At 40.0% G+C, this 25,786-nt stretch carries 26 protein-coding genes and 1 other annotated feature; of the genes, 17 read left to right on the top strand and 9 right to left on the bottom strand.

Translation table 11 applies throughout. The features are described 5' to 3' along the window. Window positions 1-10: 10 nt before the first annotated feature. From rpmI to OOA_RS07265, 17 genes are all read left to right on the top strand, one after another. Complete coding sequence (rpmI, locus tag OOA_RS07340) at window positions 11-208, top strand: 50S ribosomal protein L35 (protein ID WP_005968897.1); 198 nt, start codon at window positions 11-13, stop codon at window positions 206-208. A 43-nt stretch (window positions 209-251) separates the two neighbouring features. Next, complete coding sequence (gene rplT / locus OOA_RS07335) at window positions 252-608, top strand: 50S ribosomal protein L20 (protein ID WP_008911509.1); 357 nt, start codon at window positions 252-254, stop codon at window positions 606-608. A gap of 89 nt (window positions 609-697) precedes the next feature. Next, window positions 698-821: a sequence feature (Phe leader region), on the top strand. Beyond that, on the top strand, window positions 704-748 hold the full coding sequence (gene pheM / locus OOA_RS21360; protein ID WP_148284526.1) for a pheST operon leader peptide PheM: 45 nt from the start codon (window positions 704-706) through the stop codon (window positions 746-748). Its footprint overlaps the feature before it by 45 nt. A gap of 124 nt (window positions 822-945) precedes the next feature. Further along, window positions 946-1,929, top strand: a complete 984-nt coding sequence (pheS, locus tag OOA_RS07330; protein WP_008911508.1) for a phenylalanine--tRNA ligase subunit alpha — start codon at window positions 946-948, stop codon at window positions 1,927-1,929. Between the two features lie 14 nt (window positions 1,930-1,943). Further along, window positions 1,944-4,331: a phenylalanine--tRNA ligase subunit beta gene (pheT, locus tag OOA_RS07325; protein WP_008911507.1), complete on the top strand. Its 2,388-nt coding sequence runs from the start codon at window positions 1,944-1,946 to the stop codon at window positions 4,329-4,331. A 4-nt stretch (window positions 4,332-4,335) separates the two neighbouring features. Next, on the top strand, window positions 4,336-4,632 hold the full coding sequence (gene ihfA, locus OOA_RS07320) for an integration host factor subunit alpha (protein ID WP_008911506.1): 297 nt from the start codon (window positions 4,336-4,338) through the stop codon (window positions 4,630-4,632). A 369-nt stretch (window positions 4,633-5,001) separates the two neighbouring features. Beyond that, complete coding sequence (gene btuC / locus OOA_RS07315) at window positions 5,002-6,003, top strand: vitamin B12 ABC transporter permease BtuC (RefSeq protein WP_008911505.1); 1,002 nt, start codon at window positions 5,002-5,004, stop codon at window positions 6,001-6,003. Window positions 6,004-6,011: 8 nt separating this feature from the next. Next, window positions 6,012-6,779, top strand: coding sequence for a vitamin B12 ABC transporter ATP-binding protein BtuD (locus OOA_RS07310; protein WP_040690866.1), 768 nt, complete (start codon window positions 6,012-6,014; stop codon window positions 6,777-6,779). Between the two features lie 124 nt (window positions 6,780-6,903). After that, window positions 6,904-8,049, top strand: a complete 1,146-nt coding sequence (gene arnB / locus OOA_RS07305; RefSeq protein ID WP_008911503.1) for a UDP-4-amino-4-deoxy-L-arabinose aminotransferase — start codon at window positions 6,904-6,906, stop codon at window positions 8,047-8,049. Further along, window positions 8,049-9,041: an undecaprenyl-phosphate 4-deoxy-4-formamido-L-arabinose transferase gene (gene arnC / locus OOA_RS07300; RefSeq protein WP_008911502.1), complete on the top strand. Its 993-nt coding sequence runs from the start codon at window positions 8,049-8,051 to the stop codon at window positions 9,039-9,041. The genes arnB and arnC overlap by 1 nt, the downstream gene beginning before the upstream one ends. After that, entirely contained in the window at window positions 9,041-11,023 is a 1,983-nt protein-coding gene (gene arnA, locus OOA_RS07295) for a bifunctional UDP-4-amino-4-deoxy-L-arabinose formyltransferase/UDP-glucuronic acid oxidase ArnA (protein ID WP_008911501.1), read from the top strand. Before arnC ends, arnA begins: the two co-directional genes overlap by 1 nt. Then, window positions 11,023-11,916, top strand: a complete 894-nt coding sequence (gene arnD / locus OOA_RS07290) for a 4-deoxy-4-formamido-L-arabinose-phosphoundecaprenol deformylase (RefSeq protein ID WP_008911500.1) — start codon at window positions 11,023-11,025, stop codon at window positions 11,914-11,916. The genes arnA and arnD overlap by 1 nt, the downstream gene beginning before the upstream one ends. 7 nt (window positions 11,917-11,923) lie before the next feature. Beyond that, complete coding sequence (gene arnT / locus OOA_RS07285; protein WP_008911499.1) at window positions 11,924-13,582, top strand: lipid IV(A) 4-amino-4-deoxy-L-arabinosyltransferase; 1,659 nt, start codon at window positions 11,924-11,926, stop codon at window positions 13,580-13,582. After that, the gene (arnE, locus tag OOA_RS07280; protein WP_008911498.1) at window positions 13,579-13,926 is read left to right on the top strand and encodes a 4-amino-4-deoxy-L-arabinose-phosphoundecaprenol flippase subunit ArnE; all 348 of its coding nucleotides are present in this window, start codon (window positions 13,579-13,581) and stop codon (window positions 13,924-13,926) included. The genes arnT and arnE overlap by 4 nt, the downstream gene beginning before the upstream one ends. After that, on the top strand, window positions 13,923-14,330 hold the full coding sequence (gene arnF, locus OOA_RS07275; RefSeq protein WP_008911497.1) for a 4-amino-4-deoxy-L-arabinose-phosphoundecaprenol flippase subunit ArnF: 408 nt from the start codon (window positions 13,923-13,925) through the stop codon (window positions 14,328-14,330). The genes arnE and arnF overlap by 4 nt, the downstream gene beginning before the upstream one ends. 212 nt (window positions 14,331-14,542) lie before the next feature. Next, complete coding sequence (locus OOA_RS07270; RefSeq protein ID WP_008911496.1) at window positions 14,543-15,031, top strand: C40 family peptidase; 489 nt, start codon at window positions 14,543-14,545, stop codon at window positions 15,029-15,031. 74 nt (window positions 15,032-15,105) lie between these two features. Then, entirely contained in the window at window positions 15,106-16,122 is a 1,017-nt protein-coding gene (locus tag OOA_RS07265) for a lipoate--protein ligase (protein ID WP_008911495.1), read from the top strand. 99 nt (window positions 16,123-16,221) lie between these two features. On the opposite strand, the gene OOA_RS07260 is transcribed toward OOA_RS07265, so the two are convergent. The 9 genes from OOA_RS07260 to OOA_RS07225 all read right to left on the bottom strand — a co-directional run bounded on the left by OOA_RS07260 (window position 16,222) and on the right by OOA_RS07225 (window position 25,580). After that, entirely contained in the window at window positions 16,222-16,593 is a 372-nt protein-coding gene (locus tag OOA_RS07260) for a helix-turn-helix domain-containing protein (RefSeq protein ID WP_008911494.1), read from the bottom strand. Between the two features lie 751 nt (window positions 16,594-17,344). Continuing rightward, window positions 17,345-18,121 carry a heme ABC transporter ATP-binding protein gene (locus OOA_RS07255; protein WP_008911493.1) on the bottom strand — a complete coding sequence of 259 codons (777 nt, stop codon included), beginning with the start codon at window positions 18,119-18,121 and terminating at the stop codon, window positions 17,345-17,347. A 4-nt stretch (window positions 18,122-18,125) separates the two neighbouring features. Continuing rightward, a complete protein-coding gene (locus OOA_RS07250) occupies window positions 18,126-19,127 on the bottom strand; it encodes a FecCD family ABC transporter permease (protein WP_008911492.1) in 1,002 nt (333 codons plus the stop codon). Continuing rightward, window positions 19,124-19,945, bottom strand: a complete 822-nt coding sequence (locus tag OOA_RS07245) for a heme/hemin ABC transporter substrate-binding protein (protein ID WP_008911491.1) — start codon at window positions 19,943-19,945, stop codon at window positions 19,124-19,126. Before OOA_RS07245 ends, OOA_RS07250 begins: the two co-directional genes overlap by 4 nt. A gap of 360 nt (window positions 19,946-20,305) precedes the next feature. Continuing rightward, window positions 20,306-21,355 carry a hemin-degrading factor gene (locus tag OOA_RS07240; protein WP_008911490.1) on the bottom strand — a complete coding sequence of 350 codons (1,050 nt, stop codon included), beginning with the start codon at window positions 21,353-21,355 and terminating at the stop codon, window positions 20,306-20,308. Window positions 21,356-21,381: 26 nt separating this feature from the next. Next, window positions 21,382-23,367 carry a TonB-dependent hemoglobin/transferrin/lactoferrin family receptor gene (locus OOA_RS07235; protein ID WP_008911489.1) on the bottom strand — a complete coding sequence of 662 codons (1,986 nt, stop codon included), beginning with the start codon at window positions 23,365-23,367 and terminating at the stop codon, window positions 21,382-21,384. A 231-nt stretch (window positions 23,368-23,598) separates the two neighbouring features. After that, complete coding sequence (locus OOA_RS20465; protein WP_148284500.1) at window positions 23,599-23,823, bottom strand: hypothetical protein; 225 nt, start codon at window positions 23,821-23,823, stop codon at window positions 23,599-23,601. 181 nt (window positions 23,824-24,004) lie between these two features. Next, window positions 24,005-24,190: a hemin uptake protein HemP gene (gene hemP / locus OOA_RS07230; RefSeq protein WP_008911488.1), complete on the bottom strand. Its 186-nt coding sequence runs from the start codon at window positions 24,188-24,190 to the stop codon at window positions 24,005-24,007. Window positions 24,191-24,530: 340 nt separating this feature from the next. Next, window positions 24,531-25,580, bottom strand: coding sequence for a 3-deoxy-7-phosphoheptulonate synthase (locus tag OOA_RS07225; protein WP_008911487.1), 1,050 nt, complete (start codon window positions 25,578-25,580; stop codon window positions 24,531-24,533). Window positions 25,581-25,786 lie beyond the last annotated feature (206 nt).

The raw sequence follows: 25,786 nt of genomic DNA, 5'->3' as shown, positions 1-25,786 counted from the left end.
AATTAAAGAAATGCCTAAGATTAAAACTGTACGTGGCGCAGCAAAGCGCTTTAAAAAAACTGCAGGCGGTGGCTTTAAGCGTAAGCATGCAAACCTTCGTCACATTTTGACCAAAAAATCTACTAAGCGTAAGCGCCATTTGCGTCCGAAAGGAATGGTATCTAAGGGCGATCTTGGTCTGGTAATTGCTTGCCTGCCATACGCATAAGTAAACATTGGTTAATTAAGATAAAAGACGATAGGAGATAGCTATGGCTCGCGTAAAACGTGGTGTAGTGGCACGTGCACGTCACAAAAAGATTCTGAAACAGGCGAAAGGTTACTATGGTGCACGTTCACGTGTTTACCGCGTAGCATTTCAAGCGGTAATCAAAGCAGGTCAATATGCTTACCGTGACCGCCGTCAGCGTAAACGTCAGTTCCGTCAACTGTGGATCGCGCGTATTAACGCAGCGGCTCGTCAGAACGGTCTGTCTTATAGCCGTTTCATCAATGGCTTGAAAAAAGCTTCGATTGAAATCGACCGTAAGATCCTGGCAGACATTGCTGTATTTGACAAAGCAGCATTCTCTGCTTTAGTTGAAAAAGCAAAAGGCGCTTTAGCCTAAGTGTTTGCTTGAAAAGAGGAAGGTAACTTCCTCTTTTCATTTAGAGCTTTTTATGTTAATACTTAAAAATTCAAAACATTCAGTGAACTAATTATATGCAAATCGTTACTTTCCGTTTCTTCTTTTACTTTAGCACCTGAGTATTGGGGCTTTCGTGCGTAAGAAAATAAACGAAAAGTTACGCTAAAGCCTCCTAATGGAGGCTTTTTTATTTTTGATTGTTGAAAAAATACAGTAAAATCAGGTAAGTGCTTATCCATTCAAGGAATGGCAAGTGAGAACTTAACAAATCGATGAATAACTAGTAAAACGACCGTAAGGTCTTAAAGGGGAAACAATGCCACATCTCGCTGAGTTGGTTGCACAGGCAAAAGCAGCCATTGAACAAGCCCAAGATGTTGCTACGTTAGAGTCAGTGCGTGTTGAATTTTTAGGCAAAAGCGGCCACTTCACACTACAGATGAAAACGTTGCGTGATCTGCCAGCTGAAGAACGACCAGCTGCTGGGGCTGTGATAAATGAAGCCAAAGTACAAGTTCAAGATGCACTGAATACTCGTAAAGATGCCATGCAGGCTGACATACTGAATGCACGCTTAGCATCCGAGAAAATCGATGTCTCATTACCGGGACGCCGCATGGAAAATGGTGGATTACATCCAGTTACTCGTACTATTCAGCGAATTGAAGAATTTTTTGGTGAGTTAGGATTTAGCGTTGAAACCGGCCCTGAAATCGAAGATGACTATCATAATTTTGATGCATTAAACATTCCAGCTCATCATCCTGCACGTGCTGATCACGATACATTCTGGTTTGATGCTAAACGTTTACTCCGCACCCAAACTTCAGGTGTGCAAATTAGAACAATGAATGGGCAACAACCACCGATCCGCATTATAGCGCCAGGCCGTGTATATCGTAATGATTACGACCAAACGCATACCCCAATGTTCCACCAGACTGAAGGTTTAATTGTTGATAAAGACATCAGCTTTACAAACCTTAAGGGCACCCTACATGACTTCTTGAATAACTTTTTTGAAGAAGAAGTTGAAGTCCGTTTCCGTCCATCTTATTTCCCATTTACAGAACCTTCCGCTGAAGTTGATGTTATGGGTAAAAATGGCAAATGGTTAGAAGTGTTAGGTTGCGGTATGGTTCATCCGAATGTTCTGCGTAATGTGGGTATCGATCCAGAGGTTTATTCTGGTTTTGCATTCGGAATGGGAATGGAACGCCTGACAATGCTGCGCTACGGTGTTTCTGACTTGCGCGCATTTTTCGAAAATGATCTTCGTTTCCTCAAACAGTTTAAATAAGGCGGGACTTTCTCATGAAATTCAGTGAACTCTGGTTACGCGAATGGGTGAATCCGGCCATTAGCAGTGAAGCATTATCCGATCAAATCACGATGGCCGGTTTGGAAGTTGATGGTGTTGAACCGGTTGCAGGGCAATTTAATGGTGTTGTCGTTGGTGAAGTTGTCGAGTGTGGGCAGCATCCTAATGCCGATAAACTGCGAGTGACAAAAGTCAACGTTGGTGGAGATCGTCTATTAGACATCGTTTGCGGTGCACCAAATTGTCGTCAGGGCTTAAAAGTTGCTGTTGCGACTGTCGGTGCCGTATTACCCGGTGACTTCAAAATTAAAGCGGCAAAATTACGCGGTGAGCCTTCGGAAGGCATGCTGTGCTCATTCTCTGAGTTGGGTATTTCTGATGATCACAGTGGCATCATTGAATTACCGTTAGATGCTCCGATTGGTACCGATTTACGTGAATATTTAAAATTCGATGATAGTGTCATTGAAATTAGTATCACACCAAACCGTGCTGATTGCTTAAGTATTTTAGGCGTTGCTCGTGATGTTGCAGTTATCAATAAACAAGAATTGAATGAGCCTGTAATTGAAGCGGTTAAAGCAACGATAACAGATACATTCCCAATCAGAGTTGAAGCGCCGGAAGCCTGCCCTCGTTTCCTTGGTCGTGTTATCAAAAATATTGATGTGTCCGCACCAACGCCAATGTGGATGAAAGAAAAACTGCGTCGTGGTGGTGTGCGTTCAATCGATGCCGTTGTTGATATTACTAACTATGTATTACTCGAGTTAGGTCAACCTCAGCATGCTTATGACCTTGATCGCTTGAATGGCGCTATCGTCGTTCGTATGGCAAAACAAGATGAAAAATTAGTATTGTTAAATGGTAATGAAGCGATACTTAAACCGGATACTTTAGTCATTGCCGATGAGCAAAAAGCGCTGGGTATTGCGGGTGTTTTTGGTGGTGAGCATTCTGGTGTTAACACTGAAACGAAAAACATTCTTCTAGAATGTGCTTTCTTCAATCCGTTATCCATTACAGGCCGTGCTCGTAACTATGGGTTACACACTGATGCATCTCATCGCTATGAGCGTGGTGTGGATTCAGAATTGCAATTCAAAGCGATTGAGCGCGCTACACAGCTGATCCTGGATATCTGTGGTGGTGACGTTGGTGAGATTATTGATACCACTAGTGCTGAACATCTACCAAAAGCGGCAAACATCAGATTAACACGCAATAAACTCAATCGATTGATTGGACATGTGATTGCTGATGAGTTAGTGACTGACATTTTGACGCGTCTTGGGTGCAAAGTGACTGTATCTGAAGGGCGCTGGGATGTTATTGCTCCAAGCTGGCGTTTCGATATGCAAATCGAAGAGGACTTGGTTGAAGAAGTTGCTCGTGTTTATGGTTATAACAACATTCCAGACGTACCTGTACGTGCTGATTTAATTATGACTGAGCACAAAGAAGCTGATTTACCGATTAAACGTGTAAAAACTGGATTGGTAGATCGCGGTTATCAAGAAGTCATTACCTACAGCTTTGTTGACCCGAAAGTACAAGCGTTGATTCATCCTGAGCAAGAAGTTTTAGTATTGCCAAATCCAATTTCCGCGGATATGTCTGCGATGCGTTTATCGCTTCTTACAGGACTGTTGACTACGGTGGTCTATAATCAAAACCGTCAACAAAATAGAATTCGTTTATTTGAGACCGGTCTACGCTTTATTCCTGATAATCATGCAGAATATCAAATACGTCAGGAAACTATGTTGGCAGGCGTGATTGCTGGAAACCGTTTTGAAGAACATTGGTCATTAGATAAACAAATTGTGGACTTCTTTGATTTAAAAGGTGATCTAGAAGCTGTTTTAGAATTGACTGGAAAACTGAATCAAATTACATTTAGACCTGAAGCGCACCCAGCATTACATCCTGGGCAAAGTGCTGGGATTTATCTGGGTAATGAACATATTGGTATTATTGGTGTTGTTCATCCAGAAATAGAACGTCAACTCGATTTAAATGGTCGTACCGTTGTATTCGAGGTTCGTTGTGATGCGATAGCTGACCGTGCTATTCCTGATGCTAAGGCGATTTCACGCTATCCATCGAACCGCCGTGACATCGCTGTTGTCGTGCCGGATGATGTTGCCGCTGCAGATGTTCTGGCAGAGTGTAAAAAAGTTGGCATAAATCATATAGTTGGCATAAACTTGTTTGATGTGTATTGTGGTGAAGGGATAGCAGACGGTTATAAGAGTCTCGCTATCAGTCTCGTCTTCCAAGATACAGCTCGTACCATGGAAGAAGAAGAGATAACCGCGACCGTTGATCTGTGTGTTGCTGCGTTAAAACAGCGATTCCAAGCCTCTTTGAGGGACTAAACCTATGGCGCTTACTAAAGCTGAAATGTCAGAAAATTTGTTTGAAAAACTGGGTGTTAGCAAACGTGATGCTAAAGACCTTGTGGAAATCTTCTTTGAAGAAGTTCGTCACTCTTTAGAGAATGGCGAGCAAGTAAAATTATCTGGATTCGGTAACTTTGATTTACGTGATAAAAATCAACGTCCCGGACGTAATCCAAAAACTGGAGAAGATATTCCAATTACCGCACGTCGTGTTGTTACATTTCGCCCAGGCCAAAAATTAAAAAGCCGGGTTGAAAAAGCAACACCGAAAGAGTAATTGCATACTTGCATTGCTGATAAAAGACCGCTTAGGCGGTCTTTTGTTTTTTTGTAATTATATGTTTTATAAAAGGATTTATAAGACCCCATCCACATCACATCCACGATGTCATATAGTTTATTGCCGTATAGTTATCAATAAAGCAGTGGTTGGTTCTATAACCTCGTGCTATTAAATTAATTTATTATTGAATCAATAAGATACTGTATAAATCTTTAATGATACTGCAATTTATTTTTGTTATATTCACTCCGTTTTAGTGTTTGGAATAGTATGATTTATCATCATATAACCCATCAGTTGGTATCGCGTTCATAAAAAGCTATACTTTGAGGTTCTATCTCTAATTCAGATACTTTTTATTTGATGAATAATCGTTTACAGAACTTACAAAAAAAACAACAATCCGCGGATTTGCGATTACTTATCATTTTATCTGTATTTTTAGTGATTACGGCTATGGTTGCTTTGAGTGTCGGTGAGGTTTGGTTAGGGCCTAGTCAATGGACAAGCGAAGCGGCTCAATTATTTGTTTGGCAAATTCGTTTTCCTCGTCTACTCGCAGTGGTGACTATTGGTGCTTCCCTCGCTGTTACTGGCGCAATCATGCAGGCTCTGTTTGAAAATCCTCTTGCTGAGCCGGGATTACTTGGCATTAGTAATGGTGCTGGGGTTGCTGTGGTATTGATTGTTTTATTATCACACGGGGTCACTCAATATTGGCTGATGAGTACAGGAGCGATTCTTGGTGCATTACTACTGACGTCAATTTTGTTATTTTTTGCACGGCGAAAACATTTTAATAATACTAGCTTATTGCTTGTAGGGGTTGCACTTGGTGTGATTTGTGGCGCAATCATGACCTGGATGGTGTATATGAGCAGTAGCTTAGACTTACGTCAATTGCTGTATTGGATGATGGGAAGCTTCAGTGGTATCGATTGGCGTCAGTTAGGCTTAGTTTCAGCTTGTGTGCCATTTTTATTATGGGCAGTATGCCAAGGCCGAATCCTTAATTATCTTTCTCTGGGGTCAATGCAAGCCTATCAACTTGGATTTTCTCACCATAGATGGCGGTTTATTTTAATTATTGTTACGGGTATTTTAATTGGATTGAGTGTGGCAATCGCAGGAGCAATTAGTTTTGTGGGTTTAGTCATCCCACATATTTTACGTTTAGCAGGGTTAACTAATCATCGATTTCTACTGCCTGGATGTGCATTTGCTGGTGCGGGAGGATTATTATTGGCAGATATTTTATCTCGTATATTAATTACAAATGCTGAGATACCTATTGGTGTAATAACTGCAACCTTAGGCGCACCAATTTTTATTTGGCTTTTAGCTCGTAATAACCAATGGCATTGAACCGAATTATGCATAATCAACCAATTATTGAGTTAATTCAGCTTTCTATTGCTAATAGGCTTGTGAATATCAATGAAAATGTGTTTGCAGGTGAGCAAATACACTTGCTTGGTGCAAATGGTTCAGGGAAGAGCACGTTACTTTGTGCATTGAGTGGTTTTTTAGCTTTTACAGGCCACCTCAAGATACATGGGAAAAAGATCAATGATTTTCATGGACAAGATTTACGTCAATTACGGGCATATTTTCCGCAGCAAATTACCACCCAACCTATTTTAAAAGTTTTCCAATATCTTGCACTTTTTCATTCACCATCAATATATCAACTATCATTATTTGATGCGTTATCTCAAGATTTTCAGTTAGAAAAATTATTATTAAAACCTATTACACAACTTTCAGGTGGAGAATGGCAACGTGTTCGTATCATTGCGATTTTTTTACAAGTGTGGAATAGCGAAGATTTAAGCGGAAAATTTATTCTATTTGATGAGCCAACAAACAATTTAGATATTATTCAGCAAGCAAAGCTCGATAAATGGGTGAAATATTTTTGTGATTGCCAAGGAACAGTTATAATGAGCGGGCATAACCTGAGTCATTCATATAAATGCGCCAGTCGAATTTGGATGATGAAAAATGGAAGGGTTATTTTCTCGGGGGTTCCTGATAAAGTAATGACAGATTTTAATTTATCTGAAATATTTGCAGGCAAAATTCGCTTAAGCCCAAATGATGAAAATAAAGCCTGGCAGGTAATTAATTTTGACGGTTAACTGAAAAATTGTTCTAATTACTGGTTTTATTGTGATTTATGAAATGTTTTCAGGTGTTGATGTTCGGTTAAAGTAACTTTAACTAGAATACTCTATTCTCAATATAAATTAGGTTACAGACTATATGAGTAATTTCCTTCCGTTTTCAAAACCGGCAATCGGTGACGAAGAGGTTAAGGCTGTAGAGAAAGTTCTGCGTTCAGGCTGGATTACTACTGGGCCTCAGAACCATCAGTTAGAAGAGGACTTTTGCAAGCGTTATGGCTGTAAGCATGCTATCGCGCTTACCTCCGCGACTGCAGGTATGCATGTTGTCTTAATGGCACTTGGTATCGGTCCTGGTGATGAAGTTATAACGCCTTCACAAACGTGGGTATCAACAATCAACATGATTGAGTTGTTAGGTGCGACGCCTGTCATGATTGATGTTGATCGCGATACTCTAATGGTGCAGCCAGCAGCCGTAGAACAAGCTCTGACGACGAAAACGAAAGCGATAATTCCTGTTCACTATGCAGGAGCTCCTTGTGATCTGGATGCATTACGTACTATTGCGCAAAAAGCGGGTGTAGTATTAATTGAAGATGCTGCTCATTCTGTTGGTACACGCTATAAAGATGAATGGATTGGCCAGCAAGGTACAGCAATTTTTTCTTTTCATGCTATAAAGAATGTGACTTGTGCGGAAGGTGGATTAGTCGCTACAGACAATGACGAATTAGCACAGCGCGTTAGGACATTAAAGTTTCACGGTCTTGGTGTTGATGCCTTTGATAGACAAATTCAAGGTCGAAAACCACAAGCCGAAGTCGTTGAACCTGGTTTTAAATATAATTTATCTGATATTCATGCTGCGATTGCAGTGGTTCAATTATCTCGCGTTGAAGAAATGAACCAACGTCGTGCGGAGATAGTTGCTCGTTACCGAGCTGCGCTAAAAGATTCGCCTTTGCAGATGCTCTCAATTCCAGAATATGCACATTTGCATGCCAACCATTTATTTATGGTGCGTGTTGATAAAAATGTTTGTGGTATTGATCGTGATGCTTTTATGGAAAAACTTAAAAATAGAGATATTGGTACTGGTTTACATTTCCGTGCAGCACACACACAGAAATATTATCGTGAGAAGTACTCGCAACTCTCACTCGTAGAGTCAGAATGGAATACAGCTACGCTTTGTTCTCTGCCTCTTTTCCCTGATATGTCTGATGCAGATGTTGATAGGGTTGTTAAAGCAATAAATGAAATCCTTTTGGAGTCAAAATAGTGTCATTTGTAGATGAATTTGAAGAGATAAAAAAAGTCTCTGTTGTGATCCCTGTTTATAATGAAGAACAAAGCTTGCCTCAGTTGCTAGAACGCACAATTAAGTCTTGTAAACAACTTACTCAGGCTTATGAATTAATTTTAGTCGATGATGGAAGTAGCGATCGTTCGGCGAAAATGTTGACAGAGGCAGCAGAAAACCCAGATAACCACGTTATCGCAATTATTCTGAATCGTAACTACGGGCAGCACTCTGCAATTATGGCTGGCTTCAATCAAGCTGATGGTGATTTAGTGATTACACTGGATGCGGATTTACAGAACCCACCAGAGGAAATCCCTCGCTTAGTCGAAACTGCATCACAAGGTTATGATGTTGTTGGTACTCGTCGTGCTAATCGTCAGGACTCATGGTTCCGTAAAACAGCATCTAAAATGATCAATGCTCTGATCACTAAAGCGACAGGTCGCTCTATGGGTGATTATGGTTGTATGTTACGTGCTTATCGTCGTCATATTATCGAAGCGATGCTGCAATGCCATGAAAGAAGTACTTTTATTCCTATTTTGGCAAATACTTTTGCGCGTAGAACTATTGAAATTGATGTAGCGCATGCTGAACGTGAGTTTGGCGATTCAAAATACAGCTTTTTGAAGCTGATTAACTTAATGTATGACCTGCTGACTTGTTTAACAACGGCTCCACTGCGTTTGTTAAGTGTGGTTGGTAGTATTATTGCTGCAGGTGGTTTCTTGCTAGCAGTGTTATTGATTGTTTTACGTTTGGTTTTTGGCGCAACTTGGGCTGCTGAAGGCGTATTTACACTGTTTGCCGTACTCTTTATGTTTATCGGCGCACAATTTGTCGGTATGGGTTTGCTTGGTGAATATATTGGCAGGATCTATAATGATGTGCGTGCGAGACCCCGTTATTTTATTCAAAAAGTCGTCGGTGCTGATGCTAAGACTGACAAAAATCAGGAAGAAAACTAATGAAAGCTATTGTTTTTGCCTATCATGATATTGGCTGTGTAGGGCTGAAAGCGCTAAAAAAAGCTGGTTACGATATTCAGGCAGTATTTACTCACACTGATGATCCTAATGAAAACCACTTTTATTCCTCAGTAGCACGTGTCAGCGCGGACATGGAACTTCCTGTTTACGCGCCAGAAAACGTTAATCATCCATTGTGGATTGAGCGTATTCGCGAATTAAAGCCTGATGTGATTTTCTCATTCTACTATCGCGATATGCTAAGTGAAGAGATACTGTCTCTGGCACCAAAAGGCGCATTTAACCTACATGGTTCTTTACTACCTAAGTACCGTGGTCGTGCACCAATTAATTGGGCGTTACTTAATGGTGAAACCGAAACAGGTGTTACTTTACACAAAATGGTAGCTAAAGCAGATGCTGGCGATATTGTTGCACAAGAAAAAGTCGCTATTAGTGATACAGACACTGCTCTGACACTGCATGCTAAAGTTCGTGAAGCAGCAGAGGTTTTGTTAGATAAAACCCTGCCATTGATTGAAGCTGGTAGCTATACATCAGTTCCTCAAGACGAAAGCCAAGCAAGCTACTTTGGCCGCCGCAGTGAAAAAGATGGTTTAATTGATTGGAACCGCTCTGCAAAAGAAATTGATTGCTTAATTCGTGCTGTGACTGAACCATACCCGGGTGCCTTTACTTATTTAGGTGCGCGTAAAATGATTATCTGGCGTGCTCGCGTGTTAGATGATAATCAAGGCAAACGTGCTGGGACGGTATTATCTAACGATCCACTGCGTATTGCTTGTGGTGAAGGTGCTATTGAAATTGTTAGCGGCCAAGGCGATTCTGGTTTGTACATGCAGGGTAATCGTCTTGCTAATGAAATGGGTATCGTTACTGATGTCCGTGTTGGTTCGAAACCAACAGCACAGATTAAACGCCGCACACGTGTTTTGATCCTCGGTGTTAATGGTTTTATCGGTAATCATTTAACTGAGCGTTTATTGCAAGATGATAACTATGATATTTATGGTATGGATATCAGTTCATCAGCAATTGACCGTTTTATCGGTAACCCACGTTTTCACTTTATTGAAGGTGATGTGAGCATCCATACTGAATGGATTGAATACCACATTAAAAAATGTGATGTTATTCTGCCACTAGTCGCGATTGCAACACCAATCGAATATACCCGTAACCCACTGCGTGTCTTTGAATTAGATTTCGAAGAAAACTTAAAAGTTGTGCGTTACTGTGTGAAATACAACAAACGTATTATTTTCCCATCTACCTCAGAAGTTTATGGTATGTGTGATGATAAAGAGTTTGATGAAGATGAATCTCGTCTGATTGTTGGTCCAATCAATAAACAACGTTGGATCTACTCTGTATCTAAACAGCTGCTTGACCGAGTTATTTGGGCTTACGGTGCTAAAGAAAACCTGAAGTTCACACTATTCCGTCCATTTAACTGGATGGGGCCACGCTTAGATAGCTTGAACTCAGCACGTATTGGTAGTTCTCGTGCAATCACGCAGTTAATCCTAAACTTAGTTGAAGGTTCTCCGATTAAGCTGGTTGATGGTGGTGAGCAAAAACGCTGCTTTACCGATATCAAAGATGGTATTGAAGCACTGTTCCGTATCATTGAAAATAAAGACGGTAAGTGTGATGGCCAAATCATCAATATTGGTAATCCAACTAACGAAGCAAGTATTCGTCAGTTAGCTGAAATGTTACTCGAAAGTTTCGAAAATCATCCACTGCGCGGTAATTTCCCTCCTTTTGCAGGCTTCCGTGAAATCGAAAGCAGCAGCTACTATGGTAAAGGTTATCAGGACGTTGAGCACCGTAAACCAAGTATTGAAAATGCACGCCGCCTTCTTGAGTGGGAGCCGAGTATCGATATGAAAGATACCATTGAAGAAACACTGGACTTCTTCTTGCAAGGTGCAGTGGAAGAATTAGGTAAGAACTAATGAAAAAAGTTGGCTTGAGAATTGATGTAGATACCTATCGTGGCACATTAGACGGTGTGCCTCAGCTACTCAAAGTGCTCAAAGAGCACAATATTCAGGCCAGCTTTTTCTTCAGTGTAGGACCCGATAATATGGGGCGCCATTTATGGCGCCTTTTGCGTCCTAAATTCCTGTGGAAAATGCTGAGATCTAATGCAGCCTCTCTTTATGGATTTGATATTTTGCTAGCCGGTACAGCATGGCCGGGTAAAAAAATAGCGAAAGATTTAGGTTACTTGATGAAACAAACCTTAGATGCAGGACATGAAGTTGGATTGCATGCGTGGGATCATCAAGGTTGGCAGGCTAAAGTTGCAAAATGGAGTGAAGCTCAGCTAACTGAACAAGTTAAGTTAGGCGTAGATGCTCTTGAACAAGCAATCGGGCAACCTGTAACTTGCTCTGCGGTTGCTGGTTGGCGTGGTGATGAGCGCGTTCTTGAAGTTAAACAAAAGTTTGGGTTTACCTATAACAGTGATTGCCGAGGAGAATATCCGTTTAGGCCTGTTATGCTTGATGGCTCGATAGGAACGGTGCAGATCCCAGTAACATTGCCTACCTATGATGAAGTCGTTGGTACAGTGGTAAGCGATGAAGCTTTTAATGATTTTATCCTCCAAGCGATAAAAGATGATCAAGGTGTGCCTGTTTACACCATTCATACTGAAGTCGAAGGGATGTCTAAGTCAGAACAATTTTCACAATTATTGGAACGAATCACACAAGAAGAAATCCAATTCTGTACATTGAGTGAGTTATTGCCAGAAGACATCAATACGCTGCCGAAAGGGAAAGTAATTAGGTCATCATTCCCGGGGCGTGAAGGCTGGCTTGGCTGCCAAGAAAAGGAATAATATAAGCATGTGGAATAACCGAGCGAGCAAAGTAGGAGCCTCTCTGCTGGCTCTTTTTTTTATCTTAACCTATCTATTACCGTTGAACGGTCGTTTACTCTGGCAACCAGATGAAACACGATACGCGGAAATTAGCCGAGAAATGCTACAGCGCGGTGACTGGATTGTCCCCTATATGCTGGATACACGCTATTTTGAAAAACCAGTTGCAGGCTATTGGATAAATAATATTAGCCAAATGATTTTTGGTGAAACTAACTTTGCCGTTCGTTTTGGTTCGGTATTCTGCATTTTACTAAGTGCGTTACTTATTTATCGCATGGCGAAAATGATGTGGCGAGATAGCCACGTCGCTTTCGTTGCGAGCTTTATCTATGTTTCAATGTTTTTGGTATTTGCGGTAGGAACATACAGTGTTCTCGACCCAATGTTGTCACTCTGGATTGCTGCCAGTATGTATTGCTGTCTTTGGGCAATGAAAGCGCGAGGGGTTAAAGAAAAATTGGCTGCATGGGTAAGTCTTGGCTTAGCCTGTGGAATGGCCTTTATGACCAAAGGATTTTTAGCGCTAGCAATTCCTGTTATTGTAATGATCCCGATAACTCTCTATCAAAAACGTTTTCTTGAAATGGTGAAATATGGGCCATTAGCAATTATTTCAGCTATATTAATTAGCTTGCCTTGGGCGTTAGCGATTGCAAAACAAGAACCTGATTATTGGAATTATTTTTTCTGGATCGAACATATTAAACGCTTTACGGCAGATGATGCTCAGCATATTGCACCATTTTGGTACTATATCCCGATCATTTTACTCGGAAGTATTCCATGGGTAGGGTTATTGCCCGGCGCATTAATTAAAGGTTGGAAAGAACGTAAATCTAGCCCAGATATGTTCTTTTTGCTCTGCTGGTTCATTGTTCCTGTCGTGTTCTTCAGTATTTCACGTGGAAAATTACCGACATATATGCTGCCATTTATGGCTCCGCTTGCCTTACTAATGGCTAAGTATGGTGTGGATTGTGTCCGTAGTGGAAAAATGAAAGCCTTAAAAGCTAATGGGATAATTAATATAGCAATCGGTATATTGGCTGTTATTGCTATTATTATTGTTGGTACTGTGATTAAACATCCATTATATGAAGCGGATGAATGGTCAAAAATGGTGCTTGGTATCGTTGCTTTTTCTATTTGGGGTATCATTGGTTACCTGTGCACGGTGTTAAACGCTAAATACTGGTTATGGGCTGCATCTTGTTCACTGGCTGTCAGTTTATGTATTGGTAGTGCGCTACCCAACAACACCATTGACTCGAAACTTCCACAAAATTTTATCCATCAAAATCATGATTTACTAATGAATAGCCGATACTTGATGGCTAGTAATGTCGGCGTTGCAGCAGGTTTGGCGTGGGAAACACAAAATTCAAATATTTACTTATATAACAGTAGTGGCGAATTGACGTATGGGCTTGAATATCCGGATAGTCAACATCGCCTTGTTAAACCAGATCAATTTGCGAATTGGCTTGAAAAAGCGCGTAAAGAAGGTCAAGTTACCGTAGTCTTTTTACTAGGACGCAAAGAAGGGTTACCTGATATTCCTAAGCCAGATGAGGTTATTAGTAATTCACGTATGGCGATTGTGGTTTATCACAAGCAATGATTACTCAACTATTATTGTTGTTATTAGTCAGTGTACTAACTTGTATTGGGCAGGTCGCACAAAAACAAGCTGTTGTATGCTGGCAGGGTGAGCGACAGCATAAAACAGCATCAGCCATTCGCTGGTTGGTGCTGGCGTTGCTTATGCTCGGATTTGGAATGCTATTTTGGCTAAAGCTACTAGAAAGTATGCCATTGAGTATTGCTTACCCGATGTTAAGTATTAATTTTGTCTTGGTGACATTGATAGGCCAATTTGCCTATCATGAAAAAACAGACCTTAATCATTGGCTTGGCGTTATCGCGATTATGTTTGGTATTTTTTTGATGAGTATAAGTGGATGAATAAAGGCTATGTTTGGGCGCTCGGCAGTGCACTGCTAGTCACCATTGCGCAATTAAGTTTGAAAACTGGAGTTATGGGGTTACCTTCATTCACATTGGGTTGGCATTGGCTCCAAATTGAATGGTTATCTGCGAATAGTGTCAGTCTTGGTGTGGTTTTTATTGGCTTGATTTGCTATGCATTATCTATGTTGTGCTGGTTGTTTGCACTGAAGTCTATTCCACTTAACAAAGCATATCCTTTAATTAGTTTAAGTTATGTATTTGTCTACTTATTAGCCGTTGTTTTACCTTGGTTTAATGAACCTGCTACTTGGCTAAAAGCGGGTGGGATTGCTTGCATTTTACTTGGTGTATGGTTGATTAGTCGTCCAGTGCAAAAACATTCTGGTAAAGTTGAGTAATTTGATTTATTAATAAGATAATTACCGGTTAAGAATTTATTTACTATGGTAATAAGCCAAGTGTTGTGTATACCTAATGTGATTTAACTAACATATGATTGTCAGCAAAAATCACGAAAAGGTATAAAAATTGATTCAGATAACGGATTATCGCCAACAGAATGTAACTTGCAAAATAGCGAGTATAAATTCGATTGTAAATAGGGTGCAATATGATAATAAAATGGCAACATCTACCATTATTGTTTTCATTGGTATTAATTGGTTGTTCATCGACATCAGTGAAAAGAACACCTGCACCACCACTTAAAACACAATTGTCTGATCCAATAATGACCATTGCTCAGCTAAAAGACCAGTTAGAGCAATGGTATGGAACACCGTATAATTATGGTGGCATGAGCCAAAGTGGGGTAGATTGCTCAGGCTTTGTTTATCGTACCTTCAATGACCGTTTTGCGATCCAGCTTCCACGAACAACAATTGATCAAACTCGATTAGGGACTCGGATTGATACATCAGACCTGATGCCGGGTGACTTGGTTTTCTTCAAAACAGGCTCTGGAGAGAATGGTTTGCATGTGGGTATTTACGATACGGACAATAGCTTTATTCATGCTTCAACCAGTAAAGGCGTGATTAGATCCTCGATGGATAATGTCTATTGGCGAAAAGTATTTTGGCAAGCACGGCGTATCTAATTACCACGTAATCTCCTCATTTTTATCCCTAATTATGTTATCTTAGAGGCAACTTTTGCTTTTAGGATAGCTTAATGTCTAGCTTACGTTTACTTATCTCTGAATCCTTTGACCCGTGGTTTAACTTAGCGGTTGAAGAGACAATTTTTCGTCAAATGGCGCCTAACCAGCGCGTGATGTTTTTATGGCGTAATGCCGATACTGTGGTTATCGGGCGAGCGCAAAACCCGTGGAAAGAGTGCAATACTCGTCGAATGGAACAGGACAACGTCCGCTTGGCTCGCCGCAGTAGCGGAGGGGGCGCTGTTTTTCAAGATTTAGGGAATACTTGCTTTACCTTTATGGCGGGTAAGCCGGAATATGACAAAAGTATCTCGACAAAAATTATTGTAGATGGGCTTGCACTGGTTGGAATTGATGCTGATATCTCGGGGCGTAATGACTTAGTATTAAATACTGTTAATGGTCCACGTAAAATCTCAGGTTCTGCCTATCGTGAAACACGCGATAGAGGCTTTCATCATGGTACTTTATTGATTAATTCTGATTTAAATAGATTAGCGGATTATTTAAATCCAGATCCTAAAAAATTACAGGCTAAAGGTATTACATCAGTACGTTCTCGAGTAGCAAATCTCAGTGAATTAGTTGCTGATATTAGTCATGAGAAGGTGTGTGAAGGAATAATCGAAAGCTTCTTTAACTATTATGGTGAAACTGTTGAAGCTGAATTTATCTCACCCGATAAATTACCCGATCTACCAAATTTCCGTGAGACATTTGCTAAGCAAAGTAGCTGGGAATGGAATTTTGGTCAAGCGCCCGCCTTTACACATTACAGCGATACTCGCTTCACTTGGGGGGGAATTGAGTTTCATTTTGATATTGAAAAAGGGGTAATCAAACGCTGCCAATTTTTTACGGATAGTTTAGACCCATCACCACTAGAATGGTTGAGTAAACAGCTAACCGAACAAGTATACCAAACAGAAACAATTCGTAAGCTTGTGTTAGAAATGCATAAAAAATGGCCTCAGCTAACAGAGCAATTTGATGATCTAGAAACTTGGTTGGTCCATGAACTGAGTTAAAAAAAGCCGGTATTAACCGGCTCATGAATAAATATTAAGGAATAAGAGATAAAAAAACAATCACATGGGGTGAGTGAAAATTAACCAAAAGTTGATTAACTAACCATTACAACTGCAAGACATAAACGTTTTACATTCTGGCATTTGTCCATTTTGGCGGAATTTTGCAGGTGTAATATCAAAATGCTTTTTAAAAATGCGAGTAAAAGTGGCTTGTGAACTAAAACCGTATTGTAGAGCAATATCAAGAATTGGCAGGTTGCCATCACGTAATGATTTAGCAGCTTCCAATAAACGACGTTTACGGACGTATTCGCCAAGCGTGCATCCTTTCAATTCTTTAAAAACACGCTGTAAATGCCACTTAGAATAACCGCTTTTATCAGCGATAGTGTCGATTTTGATACCTTCATTGCGCTGTAACTGACTTTCCAGCCATTTAATAATATCGTTGACTATACTCTCGGACATATTTACCTCCCACTTCTACGGGGTATTGTTCATTAATAACTAATAATAACCAAAGAAACTAGTGTCTATTCTTGCTATTTTTCCGATATATCGATAGGCATAACGTGCTTTTTTTAAGAGGTCTTCATTATCAGTTTAATCGCTTTTCTCGATATCATGATTTTATACATTCAATGGTGTATGTAATTAGGTATTTATAATCAAGTGGTTGAATGTTTTTTTAGTGTTTTTTATGTGTCAAAATTGCCACTGAAATTAATTGTTCAAATTATTTGATTGTGGTATTCGAATTTATTAACCAAGTAAAATATTGAAAAATTAATATGCCTTAAGGTATGCCTATTTATCCAGTTAATGCGAAAAATACACCGGAAATTCCGAGGTAATTATGATGCTCTTTAATACTATATTTTTGAGTATGTCCAGGTTGTGCTCATGAATGTTACCTTCTTTTTTTTGCAAGGTGATGTCATTAAATCCATTAATAACGGTTATAGATAATAGTCTAGCACTCAAAAACGCTTAGGTGAAAAAATAATAGTTAAATGAATTTTTCTATATTTGGTATTTATAGATACCAACAAGCATGCTCGAATTTGCTGTTAATAAGGTAGATTAATGGCAAAATGGTGCTTGAGTTCAAGGAGGCACTCTCTGTTTTTGGCGTGATAAATAATCTCAAAACAGAGAGTTTAGGTCTATTTTTATTTAAATTAAAAGCCCTACCTAAGATAAAAATAAGCGGCCTAGGTCATCGCCGGAGATACACGTGCGGTGTTGTTGTTTCGGGGTGAGTGATTACGCCTAGATCTGCTTTATACCAACGTGTTAAATTCTCAGCGGTCAGCACTTGCTCTGGAGTACCCGATGCAGCTAATTTACCCTGATGAATTAAATAGACTCGGTCAGCATAAAGGGCTGTAAGATTAAGGTCATGTAATACGCAACAAACTCCAAAAGGATGTTCCCGAGTTAATTGATGTAGTAAACGTAAGCTATGTTGTTGATGGTACAAGTCTAACGCAGAAGTAGGCTCATCAAGAAACAAACAGGCGGGATTATTGTTAGGTTGCCAAACTTGTGCAAGTACTCTTGCAAGCTGAACTCGTTGCTGTTCCCCACCAGAGAGTTGACGAAAATCACGCCCGCGTAGTTCTATACAATCTGTTTTTTCCAATGCTTCTTCGATTGCTTGTTGCTTATGCTCTGAACCATAGGGACTACGCCCCATAGCCACGACATCTTCAACCGTAAAGGCAAATGATAGGCTATTTTGTTGCTTCATGACGGCACGTTTACGGGCAAGGGCATTGTGTTGCCATTTGGTTAATGCGAGGCCTTCTAAAAGGCATTCACCGTGGGTAGGGGGGGTGAATCCAGTAAGCAATTTTAATAAACTTGATTTACCTGCACCGTTTGGGCCTATGATAACCACCATCTCATGTTGTTGGATGGATAGACTAATATCATCTATTAATACCTTATCACCAATCTGAAAACTGAGATTGCGCGCTTCGAGTAATGTCATGTTATCAAATCTTCCCTGCTGGCTGGCGTAAAATAAGCCATAAGAAATAAGGCCCACCAATCAGACCCGTTAGTAGCCCTACAGGGATCTCAGCTGGGGAGACCGCAGTACGAGCTATGGTATCGGCGATTAAAAGTAATGTTGCGCCAATAATCGCGGAGCCGGGTATTAACCAGCGATGATCTGGTCCGAGTGTCATTCGAATCAGGTGAGGCACTACTAAACCAATAAAACCAATAACACCACTCATGGCAACTGCGCAACCAACCAATAGGGCACTAAGAAAGAGTAAAATAAATTTGGTACGCTCTACATTTAGACCAAGGTAGTGAGCATCTTCATCACCAAGTTGCAGTAGATTAAGTTTATTACCTTGCCAAAGGCAGATAAAACATGTCGGCAAAATAACGCTAGCGGCAATCGTCAATGATGTCCAATCGACACTCGCAAGTGTCCCCATCATCCATAAACTGAAGGTTCGCAATTGTTGGTCATCGCTGATATAGCTCAAAACACCGATAAATGACATGCACAGAGCATTGATAGCAATTCCTGCAAGCAATAACCGTGCAAGGTTGCCATTCGAATAACGATTAAGGCTAAAAATAATGATTGAAACTAACAAGCTACCAATGAAGGCGGCACCTATGTGCCCATAATTGAGAAGCACGCTGGGTAATGAAAAAGATAAAACAATAAAGGCCGCAACGCAAAGCGCAGCACCACTGCTAATACCTAATAAGCTGGGATCTGCGAGAGGATTACGGAATAACCCTTGCATGATTGCGCCTGAAACAGCTAATGCTAGTCCAACCAATATCGCCAATAAAATACGTGGTAGACGGATGTTGAGCCAGATTTGCCAAAGAGAGTCTGTGGCAGGTGTCTGCCACAAAGTCTTAAACGAAACATTCATAGCACCGGTATTGGACGCCACCATTGCAATAACAATGAGGATTACCAATAGTACCATGATGGCTAATAGAGGGTGTTTAATTCGGTTCATTGAAGCTTCTCTAACGCCTCTCGCATTTGTTCCATCACTTTTGGTGTATCAAGGCTGAAGCCGAGCATTCCCATGTCATCAACTACAATTAATGCTTTATTTTTTGCGGCTGGAGTCATCGCGATACCAGGAAGTTTCCAAATTTTGTCTTCGCCACCTAGCGATTTTACACCTTCATGTGTGACAATAATTAGGTCTGGTTGGCTTGCAATTACACCTTCTTGCGATAACGGACGATAGCTATTAAAGCCTGCCATAGCATTTTTAGCTCCTGTAGCTTTGATAAGACTATCCGCTGCCGTTTGTTGGCCAGCCGCAAGAGGTAATACGCCACCATGGCTCATGACGAATAACACTTTTTTATCAATTGGAGTGGTGTTTACTTTAGCAAGTTGTTCATTAAATTGTTTTATCAGTTGATCGCCTTGCTCTGTTTTACCAACTGCATTTGCAATAGTACTAATTTTTTCAGGAATGGCTTCTAATGATGGTTTTCCGGTGACTTTGATAATTTTTACACCACTTTTTTCTATCTGAGAAAGCGCCATCGACGGTTTAGCAAGTTCACTTGCTAACACTAGAGTAGGACGAATAGAAAGCACGCCTTCAGCATTTAGCATACGCATATAACCTACATCAGGCAGTTTAACTGCTTGCGCAGGATGAATGCTGGTGCTATCTCGTGCAACAACTTCTGAACCAGCACCAAGTTCAAAAACAATCTCAGTGACATCACCTCCTAAGGTGATGATCCGTTCAGCTGATTGAGCTGTAAAGCTCATCATTAACGTAATTGTAATTAGAAGCCAATGTTTCATTTTTATTTACCTAGGAGCTGTTGGTCTTTGCTGATTATTTTTACAGCAGGAAAAAACAATAAACAATCAATTCAAATTTGTATTAATCCATCACGATGATAATTTTTTTAACTAAAAAGGTGACCAAAGCCTCTCCTTCGTGTTCGATTTAGTTCACTAAGCGGAGAATTTCTCGCCAAGAGGCGGCTATGCTTTTATCATAAAGACGGCCCTACAGGTTCAGTTAAAAGGCATTTTATTTGTCTTTCGAGTCAAAGAGAGGCCTTTTACCTAGTAATTAGGTGGCAAACCTCTCTCTTTGATTAAAACCTGTTTACTTTGAACAAAAATCGACCCTAATAGAAAAGCAGTCTTTAGCGATTAAATGTGTGGTAGAGCAGTAACCTGATTGCGCCATTGCTCTTGTTCTGGCGTACCTTCAGTACGTTGCCCGTACATCTGCACGATTTGATTGCCGTCTTTATCAAAAACTTCAAGGCTAGTAACAAAGCCATCTTGTGTTGGCTTACGTGTTACCCAGCATTCTGAAACGCCGTTTTCAATCATATGCAATGTAAAGTCAGGGTTAAATATATTCAGCCATTTAATATCTGAACCTTCACTTTGGTATGGCATAAGACGTTTTAATTGACCAGTGAAAATCTGCACACAACCGCGGTTACCGACAAAAATCATAATCTCATTTTGGTCGTTGAATGCAGTATTAACCAATTGATTAAAAGAATTTGTAGGAACTTGCCAGGCTAAATCATCACTCACAGAGCGGAACACTTGCTGGCGGCTGAGATTGTTTTTCTTCAATAAAATAAAGAATTGGTGAACATCAGTCATGTTGCGCCATTCTTGCTCAAGCTGCTGCTTCAATTCTTCACTGATAGGCTGCTCGGAGAAAGGTTCTGCTGGCTCAATCACCAGTGGCGGGTTCTCTGAAGTCGCATATTGTTCAATCAGTGATTGCCAAGCTGCCATATCAGTCTCATCTGTAGTATAGACTTTATGCAGTGCATCACCTTGTTTATCGAAAAATTGGATACTGTGGCGTTCGCCATTTTTAGCATCTTCTGTCAGCGTAAAAACCGAACTCCAATGCGAGAAAAACATACGTAAATCCAATGCGCCTGGATTTAAGATTAAGCCAGCATGAGGACTGAATTTAGCATTGTCATAACGACCAACTTGCTCATGAACAACGTATTCATTACGTGTGATAGCTTTAACTTGACCCACAGCAGCGAGTGCTTTGAGTAGAGTAGGGGCATCAACGTCCAGTCTTTGTGCTTTGTCATGACCAACTCGGCTATGTAACAGTTCTCCTTCAGAAACATTGAGGAACGCAGCCAGATCACGAGCGTATTTTGCTTTGTTTTCTGCTTTTGCTTGTTGATAACGCTCGAAAAGTGATGAACTCACAGTGTATCTCCTTAATTAATTATAAATTACCATTGGAAGCTAACAAGTAGCTTGGCATTACGCCCATCCTGTGGGATGCCTTGTGACGAATAATATTCTTTGTCGAAGGCATTGCCTAATACGACGCTGGTTCCTAAGCCTTTTAATTGACCGTCACCTTTGTAGCTAACATAGAAATCATGGACAGCGTAACCTGCTTGGCGTTGTACGTTGGCTGCCGCATTAAAATCGGTATGACGGGTAAATTCACCTAACCAACCCACAGAGAAGCCACTATCTGCAACTGGTACAGAGATGTTACTGGTGACTGACTCAGGTTTGATTGACGTAATTGATTTCCCATTATGTTCGTTTTTACCTGTCGTTTTGTTGTAAGCAAGATCCCAGCTAAAGTAGTCATTTTTGTAGTTCATTGAAGCATCTACACCCCAAATTTTAGCCTGTTTAGCATTGACAGAGGTGGTGTAGCCCTTGGCGAAATTAACTTCAGTATTAATATAATCTTTAGCTTTTGTATTAAAGTAACTGGTTTTAAACTGTAGATTATCACGAGCCATTAGTAGGTCATCAAAACGCAAGCCAAAACCATATTCAGCTGTTTTTGTAGATTCTGGTTTTAGCTCAGGATTTGGTTTCCAATAGTTGCCTGGAAAATGTCTTTCATCGTTATACATCTCCATCATCGTTGGTGCGCGGAATGCTTCTGAATAGGAGGCAAACAACATTGACCAGTCGGTAGGTGTGACACTGACAGCCCCTTTTGATGACCATTTACCTTCTTTAACATCATTATTGTTTTTTGCGGTAGCCTTATAGTGGTCATAACGTGTTCCAACAATAAATGATACTGGTAAATCTTTTAATGCAATTTCATCTTGTAAAAAGCCTGCTGCAAATAAGATATCTGCATCCGGGAATTGTGTAGTTGATGCATACGGAGTTTGCTTTTGTTTATAAGTTTCACCACCATAAGTGAAGTTATGCGCCGCGAGAGGCATATTATAAATATTAGACCGATTATCCAGCTTTAAGCCATAAGTTTCTTGAGTACGCCCCTCATAGTTGGTGCCGTTTCCTTTTGCCGTAATATTCACGTCGGAGTAATAAGGGGTTGCTTTAAGATTTAGCCAATCATTTGATTCAGGATTTAACTGATACGTGACTTGAGCATCACGTTGGCGTGTTGTTCGATTCACTTGTAGATTACTTTTGCTTACAGCAAGTTGTTGAGGATCTTTAGGTTCATAAGCATTGTTATTGTAGTAACGTAGTTGACCTGAAATTTTTTGGTCATCATTAATTTGCCACGTCCCTTTACCAAGCATGTTTGAAATGGTTTCTTTATTATCCATATCATTGCCGTTACTTAGGCGAATATCACCGACTTGCTTGGTTACAAAGCTAAATAGTCCATCGAATTGTTCTGTACGGCCAAATGAAGTACCACCAAAACCAAAACTATGATCGCCAGTGGCTGCCTGACTAAATACGCGGAAACCACTGTTTTGCCCTTTATCTAATAGGTCTTTGGCATCCACAGTTTCCCATGCGATGACACCACCCATAGCACCGCTACCATACAGTAGTGCAGAAGGGCCTCGGATAATTTCAACTTGTTTTATTAGGGCTGGGTCAAGAAATGTGCCATTAATGTGACCTGTATCTGTGCCTTGGCGCACATTATCTACTAGCGTTAAAATGCCTCGACGATCAAACCCACGCATATAGACATCTTGCCCGTTGGCACGGCTTGTTCCTGTAACACCAATACCCGGAATTTTGCGTAAAATATCATTCACGGTGCTGGCAGTTTGTGTTTCAGGTGAATTATTTTTGATAACGGTCACCATCATTGGGGCATCAAAGCTATCTCTTTCATTTCCTGTCGCATAAACGGTCATTACATCATGATTTTTTGCTGACTTTGTTGATGTTTGCGTTTCTGCATGTGCACTGGTAATAACAGATAAGATAGCACTTGTCAGAATAGATAAACGTAAAACATGAGACATATTGTTACACTCCATAACGAGTTACCGATGTAATTTTCAAGTTCAAGTATTTTGCCTAAACATGCATGTAGGAAAATAAATCGGTGAACATTATTTGTTTTATAATTATTAATGGGTTGTCATTGATAATTCACATTGCAATAGAGGTTCAACTCTTCTTAAAAAACCTCCAAAAATAAATATGTTGATGAGTAAAATACTTTTTCATCGTAAATGTCAGAGCTAACCCTTTTATAAATTGTTTTGTTTAGCGAGATAGCTCACCGAGAAGTTATGCAAACTATATGGTACATGTGTAATGGCTTCACGGAGATTGCTACCGAATCCATGCTGTGATTTATTTCGTGTTAAGTGATACGGATTTTCACCTTGAATTTGTATTGTTAAGGCTAATTTCCTTATCCAAACAAGGTGAAGAGTTGCTATCGCCATCGAAGTACTGAAGCGAGCTAACATAGGATTTTAAATCCTATTAGAGTGACAATAGGTACAACGATTATTCGATGATTGAGATAACGAGTGGGTGTTGTAGGCATCAGTTAAACTCCATAGAATTTTATGGTGAATTAAGCTGGCTGCCTTGATACGAAGATCTGGGTGGCTTGCTGTTAGTTAAATTATTTATCAGAATAAAAAACTATTTGGTTAAAATTAGTTTACCTGCGCGTGTTTGCCTTAGTTGGTATAACTCACCGTGGTGTTGAATCGTGACTTTCCCATCAGACCCTAATAATTGATGGCTATCTATAACGATAGGGTTGACAGATTGAACTGTAGAATTAGGTATATTTTCAACAGGTTGTTTAGCAATGTTATCAGTCATATTCAACTCAATTGATAATCGAACTCATATTGAGAATCATTATCTTTAAGTTATCTGGTAACATCAAGAGATTTTTACATTTGATAACAAAATAACTACAAGAGGGAGTTATTTATACTGTAAATAATTCATATCAGATGTTAATAATCAGCATAAATATCTCGAAATTATGTGGAATAGGTGATTCTGATAGTGGTATGAAGTATGTACATATCAGTACATGTGATTGTGTTTAGTATTGGGGGAGCGAGCATTAAGTAAGGGGAAGTAAAAAGTTAATGGTTAAAATTGACCCCCTAGTTTTAAAACAGTTACTAGAGAGTCAAATTTATCAATTAAATCATTTAAAGCGGCTTTCGACTGCGAGGGCTAAAATTTCGAGTAATTGCTCGGTGTCATCCCAGCCTAAACAAGGATCTGTTATAGATTGCCCATAAGTCAGAGGCTGACCAGAAACAATTTTTTGTGTACCTTCGATTAAAAAGCTTTCTGCCATGATGCCACTTATTGCTGTTGAACCATTTTTAATTTGTTCAGCAACATCTCGGGCAACTTCAAGTTGACGACGATGAATTTTTTGGCAATTGCCGTGGCTGAAATCAATGACCAAATGTTCTGCTAATTCGAATTCACGTAACTTATGACAAGCTGCTGCTATATCACCAACAGAATAATTAGGCTGTTTGCCACCACGCATAATGATATGGCCGTGAGGGTTGCCACTTGTTTGGTAGATAGTCATTTGACCATTTTTATCTGGTGATAAAAACATATGTTGAGCTTTCGAAGCACGAATCGCATCGATAGCAATATTAATATTACCATCAGTACCATTTTTAAAACCGACTGGACAGGAAAGCGCCGATGCCATTTCTCGATGAATTTGGCTTTCCGTAGTTCGAGCGCCAATCGCTCCCCAACTAATCAAATCAGCAATATATTGGCCTGTCACCATATCGAGAAACTCAGTAGCTGTTGGCAAGCCAAGTTGATTGACATCAATGAGAAGCTTACGAGCAAGGCGAATACCGGTATTGACCTGACAAGAGTTGTCTAAATTTGGATCAGAGATTAAACCTTTCCATCCTACAACGGTACGCGGTTTCTCAAAATAAGTACGCATCACAATTTCGAGGTTATCTTGATAGCGCTCACGTAATACATTGAGTTTATTAGCATAATCAAGTGCGGCATCTATGTCATGGATAGAGCATGGCCCGACGATAACTAATAAGCGAGGATCTTGACCCGATAAGATTTTTTCAATTCTTTTACGTGACGCCGTCACGTTTTCGGCAACTTGATTGGAAATAGGAAATTCATCAGCGAGCGTTTGTGGTGTAATTAAACTGTCCACACGCTGAGTACGTAGTTCATCAGTTTTTTGCATTGTTTCTTCTCAAAAGCATTATTAGAAGTTGTTGTTCTTTGCTGCTTATTTTTCGATTAAAAGACCATTTGACACATTTTAACCTGTGTTGAGTGGTGTTTTTCCTTATTTATAGGCCTGTAAACCGTTCGATTAGCTTTTTTTACTTAAGTAAAGGTTTTAAATTCTAATAAAAATTGACCTTCAAAGTTCAACAGCTCTAGACA

This window comes from Providencia burhodogranariea DSM 19968 (genome assembly GCF_000314855.2).
Taxonomy (GTDB): domain Bacteria; phylum Pseudomonadota; class Gammaproteobacteria; order Enterobacterales; family Enterobacteriaceae; genus Providencia; species Providencia burhodogranariea.
Note: the sequence above shows the minus strand (reverse complement) of the source record. Positions and strands in the feature narration are given on the sequence as shown.